The sequence below is a fragment of the Pseudomonas sp. LB3P25 genome, assembly GCF_054897985.1.
The window spans coordinates 6,150,046-6,173,341 of record NZ_CM142711.1 but is presented as its reverse complement, the minus strand read 5'-3'; the positions used below and the strand labels follow the sequence as shown (position 1 = coordinate 6,173,341).

The following is a 23,296-nucleotide window of genomic DNA, read 5'->3' as shown; positions in this document are numbered from 1 at the left end:
AGTTTTACGAGTCTAGGACTTTGGTCTAACGGGTTGTCCGGTGGCGCGTTTGCGTAGACCATGGGCGCCTTGGTTTTTTGCCTATGCCAGAGTTCTTTTCATGACTGCCAACACCCACTCGCTCCCGGCGCCATTCACCCGCTCGGATTACAAGACCCTCGGCCTTGCGGCCCTGGGCGGCGCGCTGGAAATCTACGATTTCATCATTTTCGTATTTTTCGCCCTGACCCTCAGTCAGCTGTTCTTCCCGCCGGAAATGCCTGAGTGGCTGCGACTGCTGCAAAGCTTCGGGATCTTCGCTACCGGTTATTTGGCGCGGCCGTTGGGCGGGATTCTGATGGCGCATTTCGCCGATCGACTGGGCCGCAAGAAGGTCTTTAGCCTGAGCATCCTGATGATGGCGTTGCCGTGCCTGTTGATCGGCATCATGCCGACCTATGCCCAGATCGGTTATTTCGCACCGCTGCTGCTGTTGGCCCTGCGAATCTTCCAGGGCGCGGCGGTGGGCGGCGAAGTGCCGAGCGCCTGGGTATTCGTCGCCGAGCATGCACCCGTCGGGCATCGCGGTTATGCCCTCGGTTTCCTGCAGGCCGGGCTGACGTTTGGTTACCTGATCGGTGCACTGACGGCGACTTTTCTGGCACAGGCGTTCACCCCGGCAGAAATCCTTGATTACGCCTGGCGTTACCCGTTCCTGCTGGGCGGCGTATTCGGCGTAATCGGCGTTTGGCTACGCCGCTGGCTCAGCGAAACCCCGGTGTTCATGGCCATGCAGGTCCAACGTGATGCGGCCGTCGAACTGCCGCTGCGCACGGTCTTGCGTGAGCATCGCCTGGCCATGCTGCCGGCGATGATCCTCACCTGCGTACTGACCTCGGCGGTGGTGGTGTTCGTGGTGATCACTCCGACCATGATGCAGAAAACCTTCGGTATGACTGCCAGCCATACCTTTGCCTTGAGTGCCTTGGGCATTGTCTTTCTGAACATTGGCTGCGTACTCGCCGGGCTGCTGGTCGACCGCATGGGCGCCTGGCGCACGGTGATGCTCTATAGCCTGCTGCTGCCTTTGGGCATCGGCGTGCTCTATACCTGTCTGATCATCGGTGGCAACTGGATCGGCCTGGCGTACGCGGTGGCCGGTCTCGGTTGCGGGGTGGTCGGCGCGGTGCCGTCGGTGATGGTAAGCCTGTTCCCGGCGCGGATTCGTGTCTCGGGGATTTCCTTCACCTACAACATTGCCTACGCCGTCTGGGCGAGTATCACACCGTTGTTGCTGATCGGTCTGATGCCATGGAGCCCATGGATCTGCGTGATCTTCTGCGCGGTGATGGGGGCTGTGGGTGTGAGCAGTGCCGCGTATTTCGGGACGCGGATGCCAAGAGTTGGCACCTGCTCGACTGCTGGCGCGATGTAGTCGAAGGCAGCGCCGTATGTGTAGCAACTATTTTTGTAGGACAACCCTGAAACACTCTTCAGAAAATATCCCCAAGGCCGATGGCTAGGCTGCATGCCGCTTTTTATCCCTGTCCATCGGTGTATCCCCATGTTCAACAAACGCTTGAAGCAGGAGCTGTCAGCTCTTCGCGAAGAACTCTCCAGCCTTCAGCAAGTGAAGGAAAGTCTGGAAAGCGAGATGCTGGTCCTGGCCCTCGATGCCGATGGGCGGATTCAATCGGTCAACCAGAACTTCATCGGCGAGATGCTCTACAAAAGCAACGACCTGATCGGGCGACACATCGAAGACATCGTCCCGGCCCATGTGAAGTCGGACGAATTCCACCACCGCTTCAAGGCCGCGTTGACCCGTGGCGAGCATTTTGCCGGCACGGTGCGTTTGTTGCGCGGCAATGGCCAGGAAGCCTGGCTGCGTTCGATCGTGCAGCCGGTTCGGTCCGTGGACGGCCGGATCAAACACTTCTCGATTTACTCCAGTGACCTGACCCGCACCATCGAGGCGTCTCGTGAGCATGAGAACCTGATCGGCGCGCTCGTGCGTTCCACGGCAGTGATCGAGTTTGACCTCAATGGCAATGTGCTGGCAGCCAACGACCGGTTCCTCAGCGGCATGGGTTACAGCCTGGCGCAGATCAAGGGCAAACATCACCGCACCTTCTGCGAACCGGAGGATTACAACAGCGCCGCGTACCAGGACTTCTGGCGCCGCCTGAATACAGGCGAGTTCGTCGCTGGCCGTTTCAAACGCATCGACAGCCATGGCCGCGTCGTCTGGCTGGAGGCTTCCTACAACCCGGTGACCGATGCCAACAACAAGCTCTACAAAGTGGTGAAGTTCGCCACGGTGATCACCGATCAAGTCAATCAGGAGCAAGCCGTCGCCGAAGCGGCCAACATTGCCTACAGCACCTCGCAGCAAACCGACAGCAGCGCGCAGCGCGGTAACGCTGTGGTGACTCAGGCGGTCAACGTGATGCGTGACCTTGCCAAGCACATGCAGACCGCCGGCGAAGGCATCGAAGCGCTGAACGAGCAGTCGCTGGTGATCGGCACCATCGTCAAAACCATCAGTGGGATTGCCGAACAGACCAACCTGCTGGCGCTCAACGCGGCCATCGAAGCGGCTCGGGCCGGGGAACAGGGGCGTGGTTTCGCAGTGGTGGCGGATGAGGTCCGGCAATTGGCTTCGCGCACCAGCCAGGCAACCGATGAGATTGTTGGCGTGGTGCGTCAGAACCAGGACATGGCGCGCAACGCCGTGGCGCTGATGACCGAGGGCAAACTCCAGGCTGAACAGGGGCTGGCGCTTGCGGCAGAGGCGGGGACGGTGATTGTCGAGATTCAGGACGGCGCACAGAAAGTGGTGAATGCGGTCGGCCAGTTTGCCAATCAGTTGGCGACTTGATGCCTGCCATTGTGGCGTAAATCGCTACAATCGGCGTTTTCCCCAGGAGCAGCCATCATGAGCGTTTCTCACCGCCGTCCGGTTCCCTTGGCCAAGGCTTATCGTCTGCTCAATCACGGCCCGACCGTGTTGGTCAGCGCGGCCCATGACGGCCAGCGCAACATCATGGCGGCGGCCTGGGCCATGCCGCTGGATTTCGAGCCGCCGAAAATTGCCGTGGTGCTGGACAAGTCAACCTGGACACGGCAATTGCTGGAGGCTTCGGGCACGTTTGTGCTGAATGTTCCCTGCGCCGCCCAGGCCGATATCGTCCAGACCGTGGGTTCGACGTCCGGCCTGGAATTGACCCGGGACCAAGGCCGGGACAAGTTTCAGGTCTATGGCTTGCCGACCTTCAGCGCTGCATTGATCGATGCGCCGATGCTCGAAGGCTGCGTCGCCTGGCTGGAATGCCGACTGCTGCCGGAGCCCGGCAATCACCAGCAGTACGATCTGTTCCTGGCCGAAGTGATTGCCGCTCAGGCAGACGAGCGTGTGTTCAGTGACGGTCGCTGGCACTTCGAAGGGCAAGACGCGTTGCGCACCTTGCACCATGTGGCGGGCGGGCATTTCCTGAAAATCGGCGATCCAGTGGACGGCAAAACCTTGCAGCCGTAAGCAGCCGGCCTTTCACACCCACACGTCATTCTGCGCAGTGCGCTCGCCACCTTCGTTACCCGTGTTCAGCACACCCTTGGGCTCGATCAGCAGGAGTTTCACCTCCTGCTCGGCGAACGGTTTGTGCTCGACACCTTTTGATACCACATACATTTCACCGGCGTTCACCAGCACGTGGCCATCGCGAAAGTCGATGCGCAGTTGCCCTTCGAGGACGATGAACGTTTCGTCGGTATCAGGGTGATCATGCCAGATGAAATCCCCCAGCAGTTTCACCACCTTGAACTGGTAGTCGTTCATCTCGGCGATGACCCGAGGCGTCCAGTACGGGCCGATCCGGGAGATTTTTTCAGCGAAGTTCAGGCTTTCGTAAGCTTTCATGAAGCCGCTCTCGTGGTTGATCCAGCATCCACGATAGCCCTCGTATCGGCGTGCATCTTGAACGATTGTGCGTGGCTCAGCGGCGGTGCATTTTCATCCAGCGGGCCGGCGACAGTCCGTAGGTTTTGCTGAACTGCCGGGTCATGTGGCTCTGATCGGTGAAGCCGGCGATCAGCGCGGCGCTGACCAGTGACTGGCCCTGGATCAGCAGCGAGCGGACCAGGTCGAGGCGGCGCATGGTCAGGTATCGATAAGGGCTGGTGCCGAACAACAGGCGAAAATCCCGCGACAGACTCCAGCGATCGCGACCGCTGTGCTGCGCCAGTTCTTCCAGCGTCACCGTGCGGTCCAGGGCGCTGTGGATAAACTCCCGCGCGCGTTCGGCGGCCACGTAGTCGAAACGCTGGCGGGTGGCAGGCACTCCGGAGACGCTATTCAAGGCTTGGGCCAGATCGAACAGCGCATCCTGCTCTTCCAGAGGCTCGAGGGGGCAATCGAGGCTTCGCAGCAGCACGGCGGTGGCGGCGAACAAACGGGGATCGTTCGACAGGCCGGTCTTGATAAACGGCAATGGCTGGCCGCCGAGCATCTGCTGGATCAGTGCCGGTTCGATGTACATCATTCGGTACTGGAACCCGGTCTCGGTGCCGGCTTCGCCATCGTGAACTTCGTCCGGGTGCAGCACCATGGTCCCGCCCGGCAGACTGTGGCGCCAGCCACCGCGGTACTGAAAACTCTGCACACCGGCCAGGGTATGGCCGATGGCGTAGGTGTCGTGGCGGTGAAGGTCGTAGCCGTGGCCTGCAAAAAATGCCTCGAAACGCTGAAGCCCGCCAACGTCGGGAGCGCGGTGGAACCAGTCGATAGGAGGCGTGTGCTTGGCCATGGTGTTGTTGCCTTGAACTCAATGCTGAACACGTTACCCCACTGACCTGCCGCCTGTCTGCTGCCGATCTAATCACCCGGCTGGTAGAAAATCCCGGACTAATGTTGCAAGGTGTTGCATATTTTTTAAGCCACGAAGGCGCCCCACATCATGGACATATCCCACCTGAGCTACGCCGCTCCGTTATTGTCGTTGGCGCTGTTGTGGACGGTGGCGGTGGTGACGCCGGGGCCGAATTTCTTCAACACCGCGCAACTGGCTGCCAGTTGCTCCCGGCGCCACGGCGTTGTCGCCGCACTCGGCGTGGCCACGGGCACGGTGCTTTGGGGGTTGGCGGGTGGCCTGGGCATCAAGTCGCTGTTCAGCGCTGCGCCGACGCTCTACCTGAGCTTCAAGATTGCCGGCGGTTGTTACCTTATCTATCTGGGGTTGAAGCAGTTCAAGCGCAAACCACCGAGTGTGCCGGGCGATAGCCGCTCGCTGAATGGCGCAGGTCGCACGCTGCTATCGGCTTACGGCCGGGGCTTTGTGGGCAACATGACCAATCCCAAGGCCGCGCTATTCGTCGCAACGATTTTCGCCACGGCCATGCCGGCCTCGCCGCCACCGATGTTGCTGGCGCTGGCCGTGCTGACCATGGCGACCTTGTCATTCAGTTGGTATTGCAGCGTGGCGCTGCTGTTTGCCAGCCGTCGGGTCGCGGGTGCCTATGATCGTTCGCGTCAATGGCTGGATCGCTTCGCCGGCAGTTGCTACCTACTGTTCGGCGCACATCTGGTGGCCAATCGTTGAGGAGTTCTGAATGAGCAAACTGCGGGTAGGCATTATTTTTGGCGGTCGTTCGGCTGAACACGAAGTGTCGCTGCAATCGGCGAAAAACATCGTCGATGCGCTGGACCGTTCGCGCTTCGAGCCAGTGCTGATCGGCATCGACAAGCAAGGCCACTGGCATCTGAACGACCCCTCAAACTTCCTGCTCAACCAGGAAAACCCGGCGCTGATTGCCCTTAACCAGTCCAACCGTGAACTGGCCGTCGTGCCGGGCAAGGTCAGTCAGCAATTGGTGGAAACCTCCGGTCAGGAACTGCTGGGCCACGTCGACGTGATCTTCCCGATCGTCCACGGCACCCTGGGTGAGGACGGTTGCCTGCAAGGTTTGCTGCGCATGGCTGATCTGCCGTTTGTCGGCTCCGACGTGCTCGGTTCGGCCGTCTGCATGGACAAGGACATCAGCAAACGTCTGCTGCGTGACGCCGGGTTGGCGGTCACGCCGTTCGTCACCCTGACTCGCGCCACTGCGGCGCGTACCGGGTTCGCCGAGGTGCAAGGCAAACTCGGTCTGCCACTGTTCGTCAAACCGGCAAACCAGGGATCTTCCGTAGGCGTCAGCAAGGTGAATGACGAAGCCGAGTACGCGGCAGCAGTAGCGCTGGCCTTGGGTTTCGATGAGAAAGTCTTGGTCGAGTCCGCCGTCAGCGGCCGCGAGATTGAATGCGCGGTGCTCGGCAACGAAGACGCTATCGCCAGCGGTTGTGGCGAGATCGTGGTGCGCAGCGGGTTCTATTCCTACGACAGCAAATACATCGACGCTCAAGCGGCGCAAGTGGTGGTGCCGGCTAACATCAGCTTCGAGGCCAGTGAGCGCATTCGTGCCCTGGCCGTTGAGGCGTTTCAGGTGCTGGGCTGTTCCGGGCTGGCGCGAGTCGACGTGTTCCTGACCGAGAGCGGCGAAGTGCTGATCAATGAGATCAACTCGTTGCCCGGCTTCACCCGCATCAGCATGTACCCCAAGTTATGGCAGGCCACCGGTATGACCTACAGCGAACTGGTCAGCCGTTTGATCGAGCTGGCGCTGGAGAAGCATCAGGCGCGACAGGCGCTGAAGATCTCTCGCTAGGCTGAATACAACAATAATTATTCGAGGAGGCATGTCATGAAAGTCAGCGCACGTAACGTATTCAAAGGCACCATCAGTCAATTGCAGCCTGGCGCGGTCAACGCCGAAGTCTCACTGAAACTGTCAGGCGGCAATGAACTGGTGGCCGTGGTGACCATGGAAAGCGTGAAGAACCTCGGCCTGGCGGTCGGCAAGGAAGCGATCGCGCTGGTGAAGGCGCCGTGGGTCATGTTGATGACCGAATCCAGCGACATTCGCCTGTCGGCGCGCAACTGCCTGGAAGGCAAGGTCACCAGTGTCATCGATGGCGCCGTGAACGCCGAAGTGGTCATCCAGCTCGATGGCGGCACCGAAGTCTATTCGATCGTGACACGTCAGGCTGTGGCCGAACTGGGCCTGGCGCCGGGCGTGAGCGCGACGGCGGTGATCAAGGCGTCGCATATCATTTTGGGTGTGCCGGCCTGATTCAAACCCGGAGACGGCTGTTCCAGACTCCGGGATTTTTGTCAGTCTTTGAGCGGGATGTACAACTCGACCACGCTGTCGGGGTGCATTGGCCCGAAAAAGCGTTCGCCGCAGTACTCGAATTCGATACCTTCAGCCGGCACCATTCCCGCAGCAGGTAACCATTCGCTATAGGCGGCCCGGAATGTTTCCGGCAGGGTGGTGACCGTCCCGTGGTGTTCGACCCGGGCGTACTGGCGAGCGGGTATCTCCATCTCCAGCATGCCTTGAACAAGCGGGGCGTGCGGTCCTACCGGCAGTCCGGCGATGTAGCGCCATTGACCGTCATCCAGCGGCTGGCACACACCAAAGGTGCCCATCGGATCGGTCAGACGATCGATTTCCTCCTCGCGCGGCACAAAGCGCTGCCACATCTCGGCGATGGTGCCGTCGTCGTCCTGTTGCCAACTCATGCCCATGATCCGCAAGGCGGGGTAGGCGATTCGCTCCGGCGTTTGCATGGGTGGCAGGCTGCGCTCTGGTTGTGCCAAGTAGCGGGTCAGTTGCCCCAGGACTTGCTCGCTACGCTGGATGTCGGCTCTCAACTGCCGGGCATGCCCTTCGAGGGATTCGCGCAGGCTGGCGACGCTGTCCAGCCCACCGTTGACCGCGAGGCCTCGAATATCCTCCAGCGCCATGCCCAGATGTTTGAGCCAGACGATCCGCCCCAGTGTGACGATCTGTTCGGGGCGGTAATAGCGATAACCGTTGTCGCGACCGGTCAGCGCCGGGGTAAACAGGCCGATGCTGTCGTAGTGGCGCAGGGTTTTGGTGGTGAGCCCGTGGCTGCGGGCCATTTGTCCGATGGTAAGCATGTGAAACCTCCTTTTAGACTGGTCGGGGGCCACGGTAGAGCTTGCCGTAGGGGTAAGCTCAAGTCCTTGTATCCACCATCAATTAATTTCGAACTTATCTCTAGGTATCCTCAAGGTTATCTCTAACGAGGTGCTCGATAACTTCTGTTTAGAGGGCAATTTTTGAAGTGGACATAAAAATTATCTCTATTCCTTCTTTCCGCTAAGTCAAAAAAAGGCCTACCTCCCGGTAAGCCCTTGCTCATTCCCGCGTAAGACTCAATCCCCCAACGCCGCCCCCTCACGCCGCGGATCGGCCCCGCCTGCCAACGACGTTTTCCCCTGGGCATCTTTGACCCGGACAATCGCCTGGGTCCCGCTGGTCATGTCGATCTCGTTCACGCTGTGTCCTTTGTCCTTCAGCGCCTGAATCAGTGTCGGGCTGAACTGCCCCTGTTCCAGCTCCGTCGGGCCGTTGCGGCTGCCGAAGTTGGGCAGGCTGATCGCGGCTTGTGGGTCGAGGTTCCAGTCGAGCAGGCCGATGGTGGATTTGGCGACGTATTCGATGATCTGCGAGCCGCCGGGGGAGCCGATGGTGGCGAGGAATTCGCCGCTCTGGCGGTCGAAAATCAGGGTCGGTGCCATGGATGAGCGTGGGCGTTTGCCGGGTTCGACGCGGTTGGCAACCTTCTGGCCATTCTCTTCGGGGATGAACGAGAAGTCGGTCATCTGATTGTTAAGCAGGAAACCCTGAACCATCAGGTGCGAGCCAAACGCGGATTCCACGGTGGTGGTCATGGACACGGCGCCGCCTTCGTCATCCACCGCCACCACTTGCGAGGTGGAGATGCGCAGCGGCGAGCGGTCCGGTGCGTAGGCGACCTGTATGCCCGGCGGGGTGCCGGGTTTGGCCATGCCCATGCTGCGATCGCCGATCAGGGCCGCACGGTCGGCCAGATACGCAGGGTCCACCAGACCTTTGACGGGGACGGGCACGAAGTCTGCGTCGGCCACGTACAACGCGCGGTCGGCGTAGGCCAGGCGCTCGGCCTCGGAGATCAGGTGCACGGCTTCAGGCGCGGGTTCGATGCCCGCAGGTTTGTTTGTCTTGACCGGTTTGAGTGGCGCCAGGGCAAAGCGCGGGTCACGGGTTTCCAGAGCCTGCAAGGTGCCGAGGATCTGCGCCACGGCGATCCCGCCTGACGACGGTGGCGGCATGCCGCAGACCTGCCAGCGTTTGTAGTCGGTGCACAGCGGTGCGCGCTCCTTGGCGCTGTAACCGTTGAGGTCGTTCAGCGACAGGCTGCCGGGGTTGGCGTGGCCCTGAACCTTGGCGACGATCTCCTGTGCGATGGGGCCTTTGTACAACGCATCCGGTCCTTCCTTGGCGATGCGTTTGAACACAGCGGCCAGTGCCGGGTTTTTCAGCGCCGTGCCGACGGCTTTCGGGCTGCCATCGGCATTCAGGAAGTAGGCCACCATGTCTGGAGAGCTTCGCATGGACGAGTCCGAGGCGATCAACTGGTGAAGGCGTGGCGAGATGGCGAAGCCTCGCTCCGCGAGTTTGATCGCTGGTTCGAACAGTTGCGCCCACGGCAGTCGACCGTGTTTCTGATGGGCCAACTCCAGCGCTCGCAACACGCCCGGTGTCCCCACCGAACGACCGCCAATCTGCGCTTGGGTGAACGGCATCGGTTTGCCGTCGGCTTGCAGGAAAAGCTTCTCGGTGGCGCCGGCCGGAGCGGTTTCTCGACCGTCATAAGTGCGCACAGCCTTGCCATCCCACAGCACGATCAACGCGCCACCGCCAATGCCCGAGGATTGCGGCTCGACCAGGGTCAGCACGGCCTGCATCGCAATCGCGGCATCGATTGCCGAACCACCCCGGCGCAACATCTCCCGCCCGGCCTCGGCCGCCAGCGGATTGGCCGCGGCCGCCATATGTTTTGAGGCGTATTGGGTTTGCAGGTCAGCGCGATAACCCGAGGCAACTTCCGGTGCAACAGGTAACGTCGAAGAGGTCGGGGCGCTACAGGCTGCGAGGGTTAAAGCAGCCGCGATCAGCGAAAGGGCTGACAGGCGATAGCGGCTCAAGTGAAAGGCTGAGAACACGTGGGGGCACTCCGTCCGTGGGAAAAGATCAGGGGACTTTATCGGCCGAAAGGGAGTGACGCAAATCAGGGGCTACAGCAAAGACACTTTTGCCCTTCATGAGTCCGCGGATTTTCTGTAGGGTCGAGGGCAACAGACTGGCCAGAAGATCAACAAGAGGCAGACATGCAGACCGAATTCCCCACCCAACCCAGCTACCGCACCCAGCGTGATCAATTCCTGGCCGCTGCGACCGCGGCCGGTGCGACGCTGACCGAGTACCCGCATCCACTCAAAGGGCCGTTTGGTGAGCCGTTGAGTACTGATGTGGCCGTGCTGGGTGACCCGGGCGCCAAGCGTTTGCTGATTGCGCTGAGTGGCACACATGGCGTCGAAGGCTTCTATGGTTCGGGATGTCAGATCAAATGGTTGCAGGAGTTGGGCAAGCGTTCGCTGCCGGCCGATGTCACGGTGGTGATGATCCACCTGATCAATCCGTGGGGCACTGCGTGGCTGCGTCGGGTCAACGAAGACAACATCGACCTGAACCGCAATCACCTGAACTTCGACCATGCATTGCCAGATAATCAGGCCTACGCAGCGCTGCATGAAATCTATGCCTGCACGCAGTTGCAGGGCCCGGAGCGTGATCGCGCCGATGCCTTGCTCGACGAACAGATCAGCGAACACGGTTGGCCAGCGGTCATGTCGATTGTCGAGGGTGGCCAGCACCGTCATCCCGATGGTTTGTTTTACGGCGGACTGGCACCGAGCTGGTCGAACCGCACGTTGCATCAGATCATTCAAAAGCATGTTTCCCATGCCGATGTGGCGATGTGTTTCGACTTGCACACCGGTGCCGGGGAGTACGGTCATCCGATGTTGCTGACCATTACCGAGGCGCCGTATCCAGCGCTTTCGGATGCGCAGGCCATTTATGGTCCTTGGCTCTATACCTTGCACACGGGCGCCGACACGCTGAGCGAAACCGGCGTTGCGGCCACCGCCACCGGTTACACCTCGCAAGCGTTGATCAATGCGTTGCCGCACGTACGGTTGATGCCGTTTGTGATCGAGTGTGGGACGTATCCCGGCGCCGAGGTTCATCGTCATCTGCGCGATGATCACTGGCTGCACCTGCACGGCAATCCGAGTGATGCAGTGGGGCGCGGGATCAAACTGAATCTGGTTGAGCAGTTCTATCCCGCCGACAGCGACTGGCAGGCGATGGTCTGGCTGCGCACCTGGCAGATTTGGGAACGGGCGTTGTCAACATTGCCGGCAATTCGTTCCTGACGTAATTTACGGGGACGCGGCCTCTCGTTGCCCGAACTCATGCGGTTCAAATCTTCCTGCAATCGCAGCATGCTTTCTTCGCCGACGCGGATGAAGCCGCTGCGAGGCTGATCCAGGTCGAGGATGAGGGTGAAGACCATGGCAATCAGGATCGCGAAGATGGCCGTCGAACCGTGCCGTCGACGGTGGCCCAGGCCATAGCTGTAAGCGATGAAACCCAGCGCACCGATCGCCACGACGAACAGCAGATTGATGACGGTTGCCGGGACATGATTGTCCAGGGCGGCACGGCGTTTTTCATTGACGTTGTAGACGTCGGTCAACGACTGGATCACCAGGTTCATGGCGGCTGTCGCTTCGCCCTGGGCCTCGGCGGCTGCAGCCAGATTCCATAACTGGTCTTCAATCGTCCGGGACGATTCGCTGGCCGCCTTCAGCAGTTTCTCGTCCGTGCCGGCGCGCATGAATTCAATCCGCGCCGAGACATAATCCTTGAGCAGCGCCGACACCTTCCCGCGCAGATCAGACGGCAGTAACTTCGCTCGAAGATAGGTTGAGCCGATCACCGTGACTTCATCTTGAATCAGTGTTTTGCGCGCTTCGAAACGTGAGGTGGCCATGGCGAAGTTGAAACCCAGCAACAACGCGAGCAGACCGAGGAGGGCGGTTTGCAAAGCGCTGAGGTGGGATCGGGTCGAATCACTGCTGTGGGTTCGGTGATGACGGCCGAGACGAAAAGCGAGTTCCAGCACCACACAGAAGATGGCGACCATGATGAAAAACAGAATGATCTCGTCCAGGCCCCAATGCATAGAGTGGTCTCTCTGCGTTTAAGCTTTGGCATTAACTGTAGGAGAGAACCGCAAAGAGCGGGCATTAACCGCTTATGGGTCGGGAGCACTTTTCTTGAGGCATAAAAAAACGGCCTACCTTTCGGTAAGCCGTTTTTAGTACTTGGTGGCTACACAGGGACTTGAACCCCGGACCCCAGCATTATGAATGCTATGCTCTAACCAACTGAGCTATGTAGCCAAGTGGCGCGCATTATTGGCTCGTAACAGAGATGTGTCAAGCGTAAATCTAAAATATTTCTCTACGCTTTCAACCGCTTATCCTCCTGACCCGAAAAAACGGGCCAGGGGAGGGCGTCAACTGAGCTGAAATCTCCCGGTATTGGCGCTCAAGGCCTTGCTGCCTTGGCTCAAAGTGTCCGCCGCCAGGTTCACCGCCCGCGCGCCTTCGAGCAAGCGTACCGCCGCCTGATCCACTTGCTGGATGTTGCCGCTGACCTCGTCGGCGGTGGTCGCTTGCTCGTCGACCGCTGTGGCGATCTGCGCCAGGGTGTCGGTGACGCTCTGCACGGCACTGGCAATTTCCCCCAGGCGTTCGCCGAGGCCAGTGACGGCTTGGGCGTCGGACTGAGCCTGGCCGCAAGCGGCTTCCATCAGGCTCACCGCTTCGTTTACGGTGCTGCGCAGGCTGTCGACAGTGCCGGCAATCTGAGCGGTGGAGGACTGGGTGCGTTGTGACAGGCTGCGCACTTCATCGGCCACCACCGCAAAGCCGCGACCTTGCTCACCGGCGCGAGCGGCCTCGATGGCGGCGTTAAGTGCCAACAGGTTCGTCTGCTCGGCAACCCCGCGAATGGTGTCCACCACCAACTGAATCTGCTGCCCTTGCTCACTGACCCGGCCCAATGCCGCAGCGGTGTCGTTCAAACGCTGATTGAGTTGCTGAATGCTCGCCGTGGTGCGCTGGCTGTCACGGCTGCTGTCGGCGGCGATGCGCCGGGTGTGCTGAGCGCTGCCAGAAGCCTGCTCGCAACTCTGGGCGACCCCTTGAGAGGTCGCGGCCAATTGCGTGGCCGCCGCGGCGATCTGGCTGATCTGCAACTGCTGGGCTTCGACTTCCCCAAGGGCACCGCTGGAGTGATGGTTGAGGGTGCGCACCGCGTTGCTCAGCTGCAAGGTTTCATGATCGACCCCCAGCAGGCTGTTGCGCAGTTGCACCACCGCGACGTTGAGGGCAGTGCTGATAGCAGCCAGTTCGTCGCGGCCTTCCACCGGTACTTGCAGGCTCAGATTGCCGTCGCGCAGGGCTTCGGCCAGCAGGGTGATGCCGCTGGCGCTGCGACGGATCGAGGCTTGCAGGCAGATGAACAGGTACAGCGCGGCCAGCAGCAGGCAGCCAAAAATGGTCGCTACCAGGATGAACTGGCGGATTGCCGAACCGTGGTAATAGTCCAGACGCTGATCCAGTGACACCAACGACTGCTGGCGCAACGAAGCGAGGTCGGAGAGCAGGGCGTCGAGGCTGCTTTCGAACTCTTCCGGCTTGAGCTTGATGCTGCCGCCGAACACGCCGTCATCGAGGACTTTCAACGCGGCGTCCAGGTGCTTGAGGCTGTCATGGTATTGCCCGGCCCAGGCTTGCAACGCGCTGGGCAGTCGCGCTTCCAGCAGGCTTGCGGTTTTGACCAGTTGCTCCCGGGCATCGCCGATGCGGCTGCGCAAGTCGCGCAATTGCAGACGGCTTTGCAGGGTGAACTGCCCGGACACCACAGAGGCCTGGCCAACGCTGGCGAGACGGCCGACTCGTTCAATCAGGTCTGGCGCGTGCTGCGTAGAGATCTGGGTCAGCAGATAAGTTTCCAGCCACGGCGCCAGCGTCAGGCGATTGTCCATGGCGATTTGCTCGCGCAAGGCTTGCAGCGCACTCAAGGCATTGGTGAAGCGATCGTAACCGTCCGGCCACCAACCGACGCTGCTCAGGCTTTTCGAGTCCAGGCCGTTGAGTGCGGTTTGCAGTGCTTGATAACGGGCCAGGGTTTCGCCCTCGGCGCCTTCGGTTTGCAGTGCGTTGCCAAGGTCCGAGGTGGCTTGGGCGACGGCGGGCTGAACCGTATCGAAAGCAGCCATCGCCGCGATCGTCGCAGGCGTCGGCTGGCGATTGGTTTCCGTGGCGCGCCAGCGAGCCGCGCGGTCACGCTGGGCGGCGAGCAGGTTATCCAGAGCATCGAGGGCGAGCAGTTGCCGAACCCCGGCACGTTCGCCGGAAATCAGGTTCAGTTTGTCGCGATAGTCTTGACCGATCATCCACAGACTGCCCGTCAGCGGCAGGATAAACAGCAGAAACAACAGCTGAAATTTGCGTGCGAAGCCAAAACGCCCCAGCAGCCCGATCCCCGGTGATAAAAAAGCCTGCATGCCCCATGACTCCTCTGGACACCACGCGCCATTGGCGTGCGTCGCAACCGTTGCGGTCGCGACCTGTGCCCTTTTAAAAGGCCTCGAAAGTTCACCCTCGCTAGCTCTGTAGGCCGGCTCTGTAGCGAAACTTCCCATTCTCGGTCCCCTTTGTAAGGGGCCGCGTTGAAGCGGATAACCAAGGCAAGATTCAGACCATGGCGTTGCGCTATCACCTTTTCAGCGATGAAAATCGAGGTCGTTAGCAGGCTAAGGGGATGGCGCTGCTGCACCGAAAAATGGCACATTGACGCACCTGCCCGTGTGCACCCATCTGTTGTACGGAAACTCTTATGGCTATCAGCAATGTCCAGACCGGCGCGCAGCCGGCATCCGCGACTTCACAAAGCAGCCCTTTGGTCATGCGCATCATCGGCGCCGTGGCACTGGCGCATTTGATCAACGACTTGATCCAGTCGGTGCTGCCGTCGATCTATCCGATGCTCAAGGCCAACTATGGCCTGACCTTCACCCAGGTTGGCTTGATCACTTTGACGTTCCAGCTGACGGCTTCGCTGTTGCAACCGTGGGTCGGTTACTACACCGATCGGCACCCCAAGCCCTGGCTTCTACCGGCCGGGACGGTTTGCACATTGATCGGCATTTTGATGATGTCGGTGGTCGGCAGTTTTCCGATGATTTTGCTGGCGGCAGGGTTGATCGGTATCGGCTCCTCGACCTTTCACCCGGAAGCTTCTCGTGTGGCTCGGCTGGCCTCGGGTGGGCGTTTCGGCCTGGCGCAGTCGACCTTTCAGGTCGGCGGTAATGCCGGGTCGGCCTTCGGTCCGTTGCTGGCTGCGGCGATCATCATTCCTTTCGGTCAGGGTCACGTGGCCTGGTTCGGACTGTTCGCGGTGTTTGCGCTGTTCGTGCTCTATCGGATCAGCCGCTGGTACGCCAATCACTTGAGCCTGTTCAAGCTTAAGCAAGGTCAGGCGGCGACTCACGGCTTATCGAAAGGTCGGGTGATCAGTGCGCTGGTGGTGCTCGGATTGCTGGTGTTCTCCAAGTATTTCTACATGGCCAGCTTCACCAGCTACTTCACCTTTTACCTGATCGAGAAATTCGACCTGTCGGTGGCGAGTTCGCAGTTGCACCTGTTCCTGTTTCTCGGCGCGGTAGCGGCGGGGACCTTCTTCGGTGGGCCGATTGGCGACAAGATCGGGCGTAAGGCGGTGATCTGGTTCTCGATCCTTGGCGTCGCGCCGTTCACCCTGATCCTGCCTCACGTTGATCTGTTCTGGACCAGCATCCTCAGCGTCGTGATCGGCTTCATCCTGGCGTCAGCATTCTCGGCGATCGTGGTGTATGCGCAGGAACTGGTGCCGGGCAATGTAGGGATGATTGCCGGGGTCTTCTTCGGATTGATGTTCGGCTTTGGCGGGATTGGTGCGGCGTTGCTCGGGCATTTGGCGGACATCCACGGCATCGAATACGTGTACTTCCTGTGTTCGTTCCTGCCATTGTTCGGTGTGCTGGCGATCTTCCTGCCTCGGACCAAAAAGGCCTGACCCAACACAATCGAATGTGGGGGCGAGCAAGCCCGCTCCCACATTGGTTCGGTGGTGTGGCGGATGATTATTTCAGGCACAAAAAAGCCGCGTATCAAACGCGGCTTTTTCTTGTGCGGGTGTTTTACACGTTGAAGCGGAAGTGCATCACGTCGCCGTCTTTAACGATGTAGTCCTTGCCTTCCAGACGCCATTTACCGGCTTCTTTGGTGCCGGCTTCGCCCTTGTACTGAATGAAGTCGTCGTAGGCGATGACTTCGGCGCGGATGAAGCCTTTTTCGAAGTCGGTGTGGATCACGCCAGCGGCTTGTGGTGCGGTGGCACCCACGCGGACGGTCCAGGCGCGGACTTCTTCGACACCGGCGGTGAAGTAGGTCTGCAGGTGCAGCATTTCGTAGCCGGCGCGGATTACGCGGTTCAGGCCAGGTTCTTCGAGGCCCAGGGCTTCGAGGAACATGTCTTTCTCTTCGCCGTCATCCAGCTCGGCGATTTCGGCTTCGATCTTGTTGCAGACCGGAACCACCATGGCGCCTTCTTCTTCGGCGATGGCTTTGACGATGTCCAGCAGCGGATTGTTCTCGAAACCGTCTTCAGCGACGTTGGCGATGTACATGACCGGCTTGGTGGTCAGCAGATGGAAGCCACGAATCACCGCTTTGTCGTCGGCGCCCATGGTCTTCATCAGGGGGCGCGCAGGCTTGCCGAGGGTGAAGTGAGCAATCAGTTGCTCCAGCAGACCTTTCTGGACCACGGCGTCCTTGTCGCCACCCTTGGCGTTGCGGGCGACTTTCTGCAGTTGCTTCTCGCAGCTCTCGAGGTCGGCGAAGATCAGTTCCAGGTCGATGATTTCGATGTCGCGTTTCGGGTCGACGCTGTTGGAGACGTGAATCACGTTCTCGTCTTCGAAGCAGCGGACTACGTGCGCGATGGCATCGGTTTCACGGATGTTGGCCAGGAACTTGTTGCCCAGGCCTTCACCTTTCGAGGCGCCGGCCACCAGGCCTGCGATGTCGACGAATTCCATGGTGGTCGGCAGGATGCGCTTCGGATTGACGATGGCCGCCAGGGCTTCCAGACGGCTATCCGGCATCGGCACGATACCGGTGTTCGGTTCGATGGTGCAGAAGGGGAAGTTCTCGGCCGCGATCCCGGATTTGGTCAGGGCGTTGAACAGGGTGGACTTGCCGACGTTAGGCAGGCCGACGATGCCGCAATTGAATCCCATGGTGTTTCCCCTCGGATAAGAGTCAGGCCTTCTGGCTGTGCAGGTTTTTCATCGCGCGGTTCCATTCACCGGCGAGGATATCCGGCAGCACGCCGAGGGCAAAATCGATGCTGGCATCGAGTTTTTCCTGTTCGGCGCGTGGCGCACGACCCAGGACGAAATTTGAAACCATACTGGCAACGCCCGGGTGGCCAATGCCAAGCCGCAAGCGGTGAAAGGTATTCTGATTGCCCAGTTGCGCGATGATGTCGCGCAACCCGTTGTGACCGCCATGGCCGCCGCCCTGTTTGAGCTTGGCAACGCCCGGTGGCAGGTCGAGTTCGTCATGCGCCACCAGAATTTCTTCAGGCTTAATGCGGAAGAAGCCGGCAAGTGCCGCGACGGCCTGGCCGCTGCGGTTCATGTAGGTGGTGGGAATCAGCAGACGAACATCCTGACCTTGATGCGAATAGCGCCCGGTCAGGCCGAAATATTTGCGATCCGCCACAAGGTTTACGCCTTGTGCGTTCGCGATGCGCTCAACAAAAAGGGCCCCTGCGTTATGCCGGGTCTGTTCGTATTCAGCGCCTGGATTTCCCAGGCCAACGATCAGTTTGATGGCAGTCACGATAGGGGCCCTTCCTTGGAGTGGTGGATAACATCGCCGCGACAGTTGTGTGCGGCGAAAGTGGACGACAAGTGCTCATTTACCATTATGTAAACTCCGCGTTCTCGCCCGCTTTCTCGCTACGCTCTAGTCCGCGATGTTTCCGGTCACTCCGGCGAACAGAGTGAAATTACTCTGCTGCGCCTTCTTCAGTAGTAGCTTCTGGAGCAACACGTGGAGCGTGGACGTTGGCAACAGCCTTGTCATCACCGTGTGCCAGAGCAACAAACTCAACGCCTTTAGGGGCTTTGAGGTCAGACAGGTGAATGATCGAACCGATTTCGGCGTTAGCCAGGTCGACTTCGATGAATTCAGGCAGGTCTTTTGGCAGGCACGAAACTTCGATTTCAGCAACAACGTGCGAAACTTCGCCGCCTTTCTTGATCGGAGCTTCTTCACCAACAAAGTGTACAGGCACGATAGCGGTCAGTTTCTGGCCAGCTACAACGCGTACGAAGTCAGCGTGCATCACGTGGCCTTTGGCCGGGTGACGCTGCAGAGCTTTGATGATTACGTTTTGCTTGGTGCCGCCAACGTTCAGCTCGATGATGTGGCTGTAAGCCGCTTCGTTTTCGAGCAGTTTGGCAACTTCTTTAGCCAGCATGCTGATGGATTCAGGGGCTTTTTCGCCACCGTAAACTACAGCAGGTACCAGGCTTGCGAGACGACGCAGGCGGCGGCTCGCACCTTTCCCCAGGTCGGAACGCACTTCAGCATTCAGAGTAAATTCGTTCATGTTGTATCTCCAAAATAACCACATTCGCCCCAGCGTTTGCGACCAGCGCTAAAGGCGATATGGGCAAAAAAGCCCCGCCCCGACAGGAATGCCGGGGCGGGGCGCTTTTCGTCAACGAGATATTCGAGAAGGGCAGGGCCCTTAACGGAACATCGCGCTGATCGATTCTTCGTTGCTGATGCGGCGAACCGCTTCGGCAACTACCGGCGCGATATCCAGTTGACGGATACGCGAGCAGGCTTGAGCAGCAGCGGACAACGGGATGGTGTTAGTCACCACCAGTTCGTCCAGCATGGAATTTTCGATGTTTTCGATCGCCCGACCGGACAGCACTGGGTGTGTGCAGTAGGCGAAAACCTTGGCAGCGCCATGCTCTTTCAGGGCCTTGGCCGCGTGGCACAGAGTGCCGGCGGTATCGACCATGTCATCGACCAGAATACAGGTACGCCCTTCGACATCACCGATGATATGCATCACTTCAGAGTGATTGGCTTTCTCTCGGCGTTTGTCGATGATCCCGAGATCCACGCCCAGGGATTTGGCAACAGCACGTGCACGCACGACGCCGCCAATGTCCGGGGACACGATCATCAGGTTTTCGAAGCGCTGATCTTCAATGTCATCCACCAATACCGGGGAGCCGTAGATGTTATCTACCGGAATATCGAAGAAACCCTGGATTTGGTCAGCATGCAGATCAACCGTGAGAACACGGTCGATGCCGACTACGGTAAGCATGTCAGCAACGACTTTCGCGCTGATAGCCACACGTGCGGAACGCGGACGGCGATCCTGACGGGCATAACCAAAGTAAGGAATAACAGCAGTGATACGAGTAGCCGAGGAGCGGCGGAAGGCATCAGCCATCACTACCAGTTCCATCAGGTTATCGTTGGTCGGAGCGCAAGTCGGCTGAATAATGAAGACATCTTTACCGCGGACGTTTTCATTGATCTCGGCGGTAATTTCGCCGTCGGAGAACTTACCGACAGAGATGTCACCGAGAGGGATATGCAGCTGACGTACAACACGCCGAGCCAGATCGGGGTTAGCGTTCCCCGTAAAGACCATCATCTTGGACACGCGCAGTACCTGAAGGCTGAGGGTAACCTGGATGAGTATAGGAAAATGGCAGGGGCGGCTGGATTCGAACCAACGCATGGCAGGATCAAAACCTGCTGCCTTACCGCTTGGCGACGCCCCTGTATCTGTTGCAACGATTACCCAGTAATCGGTTCCTTTAGAGCAGACTTTGCAGCTTGCGATGCAACATCGAAACGTTGCTTCCTTTTGCTACAAACCCTGTAAGGGTCTCTGTAAGAAGGGCCGAGACTTTATCAGCTTCAGCTTTGCTTGGGAAGCCCCCAAACACACAACTTCCAGTTCCGGTGAGTTTTGCTTCGGTAAATTTACCTAACAAATTCAATGCGTTACGTACATCTGGATAACGCCTTGCTACCACCGGTAAGCAGTCATTCCGACTGTTTCCCTTGGGAACGGGGCGCACTTTAATGGGAGAAGAGTTACGTGTCAACAACGGATCTGAAAAAATTTCTGCTGTACTTACAGAGACTTGCGGCACAAGCACGAGATACCACGGCTCGACGGGGTAAACGGGGGTCAGTTTCTCCCCCACGCCTTCGGCGAAAGCCGCGTGCCCACGCACGAAAACCGGGACGTCCGCGCCAAGCGTCAGGCCCAAAGTGGCCAGCCGATCCTCATCCCAACCCAGTTGCCAGAGATGATTGAGACCCAGCAAAGTCGTCGCGGCATTTGAGCTGCCGCCACCGATGCCACCGCCCATAGGTAGAATTTTTTCGATCCAGATATCAATTCCGAGCGAACAACCGGATTGCTCCTGAAGTTTTTTGGCGGCTTTGACGATCAGGTTGCTGTCATGAGGAACGCCGTCAAATTCGGTGTGCAACCGAATCACACCGTCATCACGAACGGCGAACGTGATTTCATCGCCGTAATCGAGAAATTGAAAAATAGTCTGCAACTCGTGATAACCGTCTTCACGGCGACCGAGGATGTGCAGCATCAGATTGAGTTTGGCCGGGGAGGGCAGCGTCAAGCGCGCAGCTGTCATGTTCACTGCCCCAGTTTGCGTGGTTGCCATTCCTTGATCACCAGCGTGACGTCAAGGTCGGTGCCGTGCAGTTTGATCCGCTCGGGCAGCCAAATGCCATTTTGCTCGGCATAGCTGAGGTATTCGACTTGCCAGCCATCCTGCTCAAGATTGGCCAAGCGGCTGTCGGCATCGAGCGTCAGACGGCTTTTACTGTCCGGGGCCGGGAGCCCGCGAACCCACCAGGCCAGATTGGACACCGGCAACTTCCAGCCCAGTTGTTCTTCGACCAACACTTCAGGCGTCGGCGCTTCATAGCGGCCCTGGTTGGCGACTTCCAGCGAGACTTTGCCGGGGCGACCGGTCAGGCGTGCTGCGCCGCGACCCAGGGGGCCGGAGAGGCGAATGTCGTAGTAATCCTGTCGCTGCAGCCAGAACAACGTGCCGCTACCCGAGTCTTTCGGGGCGCGGATGCCGATCTTGCCGTTGATCTGCCAGCCGTCGAGGCTGGTCAGTTGCTGTTTGTACTCGCGCCATTGGGCCGGGTTGCCTTGACCCTGGACCGATTCGCGGGCACCGAAACCCGCGCAACCGGCGAGCAGGGCGATGAAGCTGAAAACAATGAGGTGGCGCAAAAACATAATCTTAAAGAGTCTCTGATCCGGTCAGGCGCTTGATGGTGCTGCGCAGGATGGGGCTGTCGGGCTGCTCCTTGAGGAACTTGCTCCAGATTTGTTTGGCTTCCCGTTGCTTGCCATTGGCCCACAGGACTTCACCCAGGTGCGCGGCGACTTCCTGATCGGGGAAGCGCTCCAGCGCCTTGCGCAGCAGGCGTTCGGCTTCGTCGAGATTGCCCATGCGGAAGTTCACCCAGCCGAGGCTGTCGAGTACCGCCGGGTCTTCCGGATTGATCTGGTGCGCCTGTTCGATCAAGGCCTTGGCTTCGGCGTAGCGCGTCGTGCGGTCGGACAGGGTGTAACCGAGGGCGTTCAGCGCCATCGCGTTGTCCGGGTCGCGCTTGATGATCATGCGCAAGTCTTTTTCCATCTGCGCCAGGTCATTGCGTTTTTCCGCTTGCATGGCGCGGGTGTACAGCAGATTCAGATCGTCCGGGTATTGCTGCAACGCTTGCTTCAATACATTCCAGGCCTTGTCGGGCTGTTTATTGGCGGACAAGGTTTCGGCTTCGATCAAATACAACTGAATCGCGTAATCCGGCTGCTCGTCGCGCTCCGCCGCCAGACGGCTTTGGGCTTCGGCGGTCTTGCCGTTGTTCATCAGGATATCGGCCTGACGCAATTGCGCCGGCAGGTAATCGTTGCCCGGCCCGACTTGGGCGTACTCGATCAGCGCGCCATGAGGGTCATTGCGCTCTTCAGCGATACGACCGAGGTTCAAGTGCGCCGAATCGACGTGGCTTTCCCGGGCGATCAGGTCTTCCAGATAGCCCTTGGCCTCATTCCAGGCCTTGGCTTCCAGGCAGACCAGCGCCAGGGAGTAACGCAGTTCGTCGTCTTCCGGGTACTGCTGAACCAGGCTCGAGAACTCGGCTTTGGCATCGTCCATGCGGTCCTGTTCAACCAGCATGCGCGCGTAAGTCAGGCGAAGGCGTTTGTCGTCCGGGTATTTCTTGATGCTTTTTTGCAGCAGCGGCAAGGCTTCATCGCCACGACTGAGGGTTTGTAGCAGGCGCGCGCGCAGCAGAATCGGTGCTATTTCGCCCTCTTCCGGCGGATTGTCTTCCAGCAGGCCCAACGCACCCTTGGCGTCACCGTCCTGTTGCAGCAGTAAGGCTTTGCCGAAAATCAGCTGGCCGTTGTTCGGATGGCGCTGCAACAAGCGGTCAAAACCTTTCATCAGGCCGTTGCGCGTGTCCTGGTCGGTATCGGCCGCAGACAGAGCGAGGAAGTCGAAATGCGTGTCGCCCTTGCCTTGCAGGACTTTCTCCATATAGACCATGGAGTCGTCATAACGCCCGGCACGAGCCAGTTGCACGGCAGCGGCCCGTTGCGCCTCGAGGTCGTCCGGGGCGTTTTTCGCCCAGATCAACGCAGTGTCCAGGGCAGCCTGATCGGCGCCCAGGTACTCGGCAATGCGGAATGCCCGTTCGGAGATGCCCGGATCCTGAGTGTTGATAGCCTGGGTCACGTAGTTGTCCAGGGCGATGTCGAAACGATTGCGCTGGCCAGCCAGTTCGGCGCTCAACAGACTGAAGATGGTTTCTTCACTGAATGAGCTGTAAACCTTGGGCTTTTCAGGGGCCGGAGTGCTGTCTTCGACCGGCGGCGTACCGTCCGACGAAACGGGTGCCAAGGCCTGGCAGCCGCTGAGGAAGACAAAAGCGAGGAGCAACGCGGAAGATCTATTCATATAGGAAGAGGACGACTAACCTGCGGTCGGATCATCATGACACAAGCCTTCGGCCAAACATAACCGAGTCTCAATGGGTGCCTTTATAGAGGCGGGTCATTGGGACAATAGTCAGCGGTAGTTGTT

Annotated in this window: 21 protein-coding genes, 2 tRNA genes and 1 pseudogene; 9 read left to right on the top strand and 15 right to left on the bottom strand. The window is 59.4% G+C overall.

Annotation, left to right across the window (positions count from 1 at the left end; all coding sequences use genetic code 11):
• Positions 1 to 100 precede the first annotated feature (100 nt).
• The 4 genes and pseudogenes from ACYZTW_RS28430 (at position 101) to ACYZTW_RS28415 (ending at position 3,517) form a co-directional block, all read left to right on the top strand.
• Positions 101 to 1,414 carry an MFS transporter gene (locus ACYZTW_RS28430; protein WP_462002702.1) on the top strand — a complete coding sequence of 438 codons (1,314 nt, stop codon included), beginning with the start codon at positions 101 to 103 and terminating at the stop codon, positions 1,412 to 1,414.
• Between the two features lie 93 nt (positions 1,415 to 1,507).
• Positions 1,508 to 2,272 (top strand): annotated as a pseudogene (locus tag ACYZTW_RS28425) (PAS domain-containing protein); the annotation flags it as partial.
• On the top strand, positions 2,252 to 2,860 hold the full coding sequence (locus ACYZTW_RS28420) for a methyl-accepting chemotaxis protein (RefSeq protein ID WP_462005854.1): 609 nt from the start codon (positions 2,252 to 2,254) through the stop codon (positions 2,858 to 2,860). The pseudogene ACYZTW_RS28425 and the gene ACYZTW_RS28420, both read left to right, overlap by 21 nt.
• Positions 2,861 to 2,917: 57 nt before the next feature.
• Complete coding sequence (locus ACYZTW_RS28415) at positions 2,918 to 3,517, top strand: flavin reductase family protein (protein ID WP_462002701.1); 600 nt, start codon at positions 2,918 to 2,920, stop codon at positions 3,515 to 3,517.
• A gap of 12 nt (positions 3,518 to 3,529) precedes the next feature.
• Here ACYZTW_RS28415 and ACYZTW_RS28410 read toward each other — a convergent pair whose 3' ends face one another.
• Entirely contained in the window at positions 3,530 to 3,898 is a 369-nt protein-coding gene (locus ACYZTW_RS28410) for a cupin domain-containing protein (protein ID WP_462002700.1), read from the bottom strand.
• 76 nt (positions 3,899 to 3,974) lie between these two features.
• On the bottom strand, positions 3,975 to 4,784 hold the full coding sequence (locus tag ACYZTW_RS28405) for an AraC family transcriptional regulator (RefSeq protein ID WP_462002699.1): 810 nt from the start codon (positions 4,782 to 4,784) through the stop codon (positions 3,975 to 3,977).
• 150 nt (positions 4,785 to 4,934) lie between these two features.
• On the opposite strand from ACYZTW_RS28405, the gene ACYZTW_RS28400 reads away from it, so the two are divergent.
• The 3 genes from ACYZTW_RS28400 to ACYZTW_RS28390 are packed head-to-tail and all read left to right on the top strand — an operon-like array spanning position 4,935 to position 7,146.
• Positions 4,935 to 5,576, top strand: coding sequence for a LysE family translocator (locus ACYZTW_RS28400; RefSeq protein ID WP_462002698.1), 642 nt, complete (start codon positions 4,935 to 4,937; stop codon positions 5,574 to 5,576).
• Positions 5,577 to 5,586: 10 nt separating this feature from the next.
• Complete coding sequence (gene ddlA, locus ACYZTW_RS28395; protein ID WP_462002697.1) at positions 5,587 to 6,681, top strand: D-alanine--D-alanine ligase; 1,095 nt, start codon at positions 5,587 to 5,589, stop codon at positions 6,679 to 6,681.
• 36 nt (positions 6,682 to 6,717) lie between these two features.
• The gene (locus tag ACYZTW_RS28390; RefSeq protein ID WP_149628902.1) at positions 6,718 to 7,146 is read left to right on the top strand and encodes a TOBE domain-containing protein; all 429 of its coding nucleotides are present in this window, start codon (positions 6,718 to 6,720) and stop codon (positions 7,144 to 7,146) included.
• A 41-nt stretch (positions 7,147 to 7,187) separates the two neighbouring features.
• Here ACYZTW_RS28390 and ACYZTW_RS28385 read toward each other — a convergent pair whose 3' ends face one another.
• Positions 7,188 to 8,000, bottom strand: a complete 813-nt coding sequence (locus ACYZTW_RS28385; protein WP_462002696.1) for a MerR family transcriptional regulator — start codon at positions 7,998 to 8,000, stop codon at positions 7,188 to 7,190.
• A gap of 258 nt (positions 8,001 to 8,258) precedes the next feature.
• Entirely contained in the window at positions 8,259 to 10,091 is a 1,833-nt protein-coding gene (ggt, locus tag ACYZTW_RS28380) for a gamma-glutamyltransferase (protein WP_462002695.1), read from the bottom strand.
• A gap of 165 nt (positions 10,092 to 10,256) precedes the next feature.
• Here ggt and ACYZTW_RS28375 point away from each other — a divergent pair, with 165 nt between their 5' ends.
• Positions 10,257 to 11,366 (top strand): DUF2817 domain-containing protein, encoded by a 1,110-nt coding sequence (locus ACYZTW_RS28375; protein WP_462002694.1) that lies wholly within the window; start codon positions 10,257 to 10,259, stop codon positions 11,364 to 11,366.
• Here ACYZTW_RS28375 and ACYZTW_RS28370 read toward each other — a convergent pair.
• The 3 genes from ACYZTW_RS28370 to ACYZTW_RS28360 form a co-directional block, all read right to left on the bottom strand.
• Positions 11,270 to 12,178 carry a bestrophin-like domain gene (locus ACYZTW_RS28370; protein ID WP_462002693.1) on the bottom strand — a complete coding sequence of 303 codons (909 nt, stop codon included), beginning with the start codon at positions 12,176 to 12,178 and terminating at the stop codon, positions 11,270 to 11,272. The genes ACYZTW_RS28375 and ACYZTW_RS28370 overlap by 97 nt on opposite strands.
• 143 nt (positions 12,179 to 12,321) lie before the next feature.
• A tRNA-Met gene (locus ACYZTW_RS28365) sits at positions 12,322 to 12,398 on the bottom strand.
• A 116-nt stretch (positions 12,399 to 12,514) separates the two neighbouring features.
• Positions 12,515 to 14,572, bottom strand: a complete 2,058-nt coding sequence (locus tag ACYZTW_RS28360) for a methyl-accepting chemotaxis protein (RefSeq protein ID WP_462002692.1) — start codon at positions 14,570 to 14,572, stop codon at positions 12,515 to 12,517.
• 332 nt (positions 14,573 to 14,904) lie between these two features.
• On the opposite strand from ACYZTW_RS28360, the gene ACYZTW_RS28355 reads away from it, so the two are divergent.
• Positions 14,905 to 16,122: an MFS transporter gene (locus ACYZTW_RS28355; protein WP_462002691.1), complete on the top strand. Its 1,218-nt coding sequence runs from the start codon at positions 14,905 to 14,907 to the stop codon at positions 16,120 to 16,122.
• Between the two features lie 124 nt (positions 16,123 to 16,246).
• Here the strand turns inward: ACYZTW_RS28355 and ychF are convergent, their stop codons facing one another.
• The 8 genes from ychF to ACYZTW_RS28315 all read right to left on the bottom strand — a co-directional run bounded on the left by ychF (position 16,247) and on the right by ACYZTW_RS28315 (position 23,170).
• Positions 16,247 to 17,347 carry a redox-regulated ATPase YchF gene (ychF, locus tag ACYZTW_RS28350; protein WP_462002690.1) on the bottom strand — a complete coding sequence of 367 codons (1,101 nt, stop codon included), beginning with the start codon at positions 17,345 to 17,347 and terminating at the stop codon, positions 16,247 to 16,249.
• A gap of 22 nt (positions 17,348 to 17,369) precedes the next feature.
• Positions 17,370 to 17,954: an aminoacyl-tRNA hydrolase gene (gene pth, locus ACYZTW_RS28345; protein WP_046030136.1), complete on the bottom strand. Its 585-nt coding sequence runs from the start codon at positions 17,952 to 17,954 to the stop codon at positions 17,370 to 17,372.
• 169 nt (positions 17,955 to 18,123) lie between these two features.
• Positions 18,124 to 18,729, bottom strand: a complete 606-nt coding sequence (locus tag ACYZTW_RS28340) for a 50S ribosomal protein L25/general stress protein Ctc (RefSeq protein WP_462005853.1) — start codon at positions 18,727 to 18,729, stop codon at positions 18,124 to 18,126.
• 141 nt (positions 18,730 to 18,870) lie between these two features.
• Positions 18,871 to 19,812 (bottom strand): ribose-phosphate pyrophosphokinase, encoded by a 942-nt coding sequence (locus ACYZTW_RS28335; protein ID WP_003208392.1) that lies wholly within the window; start codon positions 19,810 to 19,812, stop codon positions 18,871 to 18,873.
• 46 nt (positions 19,813 to 19,858) lie between these two features.
• Positions 19,859 to 19,933 (bottom strand) — tRNA-Gln (locus ACYZTW_RS28330).
• Positions 19,934 to 19,969: 36 nt separating this feature from the next.
• The gene (ispE, locus tag ACYZTW_RS28325; protein ID WP_462005852.1) at positions 19,970 to 20,821 is read right to left on the bottom strand and encodes a 4-(cytidine 5'-diphospho)-2-C-methyl-D-erythritol kinase; all 852 of its coding nucleotides are present in this window, start codon (positions 20,819 to 20,821) and stop codon (positions 19,970 to 19,972) included.
• A 2-nt stretch (positions 20,822 to 20,823) separates the two neighbouring features.
• A complete protein-coding gene (lolB, locus tag ACYZTW_RS28320) occupies positions 20,824 to 21,441 on the bottom strand; it encodes a lipoprotein insertase outer membrane protein LolB (protein WP_309674175.1) in 618 nt (205 codons plus the stop codon).
• 4 nt (positions 21,442 to 21,445) lie between these two features.
• Positions 21,446 to 23,170: a tetratricopeptide repeat protein gene (locus ACYZTW_RS28315; protein WP_462002689.1), complete on the bottom strand. Its 1,725-nt coding sequence runs from the start codon at positions 23,168 to 23,170 to the stop codon at positions 21,446 to 21,448.
• Positions 23,171 to 23,296 lie beyond the last annotated feature (126 nt).

Bases quoted from the DNA above. Each gene is read 5' to 3' on its own strand.
- ACYZTW_RS28430 (WP_462002702.1), top strand. From the start codon at position 101: ATGACTGCCAACACCCACTCGCTCCCGGCGCCATTCACCCGCTCGGAT.
- ACYZTW_RS28415 (WP_462002701.1), top strand. From the start codon at position 2,918: ATGAGCGTTTCTCACCGCCGTCCGGTTCCCTTGGCCAAGGCTTATCGT.
- ACYZTW_RS28410 (WP_462002700.1), bottom strand. From the start codon at position 3,898: ATGAAAGCTTACGAAAGCCTGAACTTCGCTGAAAAAATCTCCCGGATC.
- ACYZTW_RS28405 (WP_462002699.1), bottom strand. From the start codon at position 4,784: ATGGCCAAGCACACGCCTCCTATCGACTGGTTCCACCGCGCTCCCGAC.
- ACYZTW_RS28400 (WP_462002698.1), top strand. From the start codon at position 4,935: ATGGACATATCCCACCTGAGCTACGCCGCTCCGTTATTGTCGTTGGCG.
- ddlA (WP_462002697.1), top strand. From the start codon at position 5,587: ATGAGCAAACTGCGGGTAGGCATTATTTTTGGCGGTCGTTCGGCTGAA.
- ACYZTW_RS28390 (WP_149628902.1), top strand. From the start codon at position 6,718: ATGAAAGTCAGCGCACGTAACGTATTCAAAGGCACCATCAGTCAATTG.
- ACYZTW_RS28385 (WP_462002696.1), bottom strand. From the start codon at position 8,000: ATGCTTACCATCGGACAAATGGCCCGCAGCCACGGGCTCACCACCAAA.
- ACYZTW_RS28375 (WP_462002694.1), top strand. From the start codon at position 10,257: ATGCAGACCGAATTCCCCACCCAACCCAGCTACCGCACCCAGCGTGAT.
- ACYZTW_RS28370 (WP_462002693.1), bottom strand. From the start codon at position 12,178: ATGCATTGGGGCCTGGACGAGATCATTCTGTTTTTCATCATGGTCGCC.
- ACYZTW_RS28360 (WP_462002692.1), bottom strand. From the start codon at position 14,572: ATGCAGGCTTTTTTATCACCGGGGATCGGGCTGCTGGGGCGTTTTGGC.
- ACYZTW_RS28355 (WP_462002691.1), top strand. From the start codon at position 14,905: ATGGCTATCAGCAATGTCCAGACCGGCGCGCAGCCGGCATCCGCGACT.
- ychF (WP_462002690.1), bottom strand. From the start codon at position 17,347: ATGGGATTCAATTGCGGCATCGTCGGCCTGCCTAACGTCGGCAAGTCC.
- ACYZTW_RS28340 (WP_462005853.1), bottom strand. From the start codon at position 18,729: ATGAACGAATTTACTCTGAATGCTGAAGTGCGTTCCGACCTGGGGAAA.
- ispE (WP_462005852.1), bottom strand. From the start codon at position 20,821: ATGACAGCTGCGCGCTTGACGCTGCCCTCCCCGGCCAAACTCAATCTG.
- lolB (WP_309674175.1), bottom strand. From the start codon at position 21,441: ATGTTTTTGCGCCACCTCATTGTTTTCAGCTTCATCGCCCTGCTCGCC.
- ACYZTW_RS28315 (WP_462002689.1), bottom strand. From the start codon at position 23,170: ATGAATAGATCTTCCGCGTTGCTCCTCGCTTTTGTCTTCCTCAGCGGC.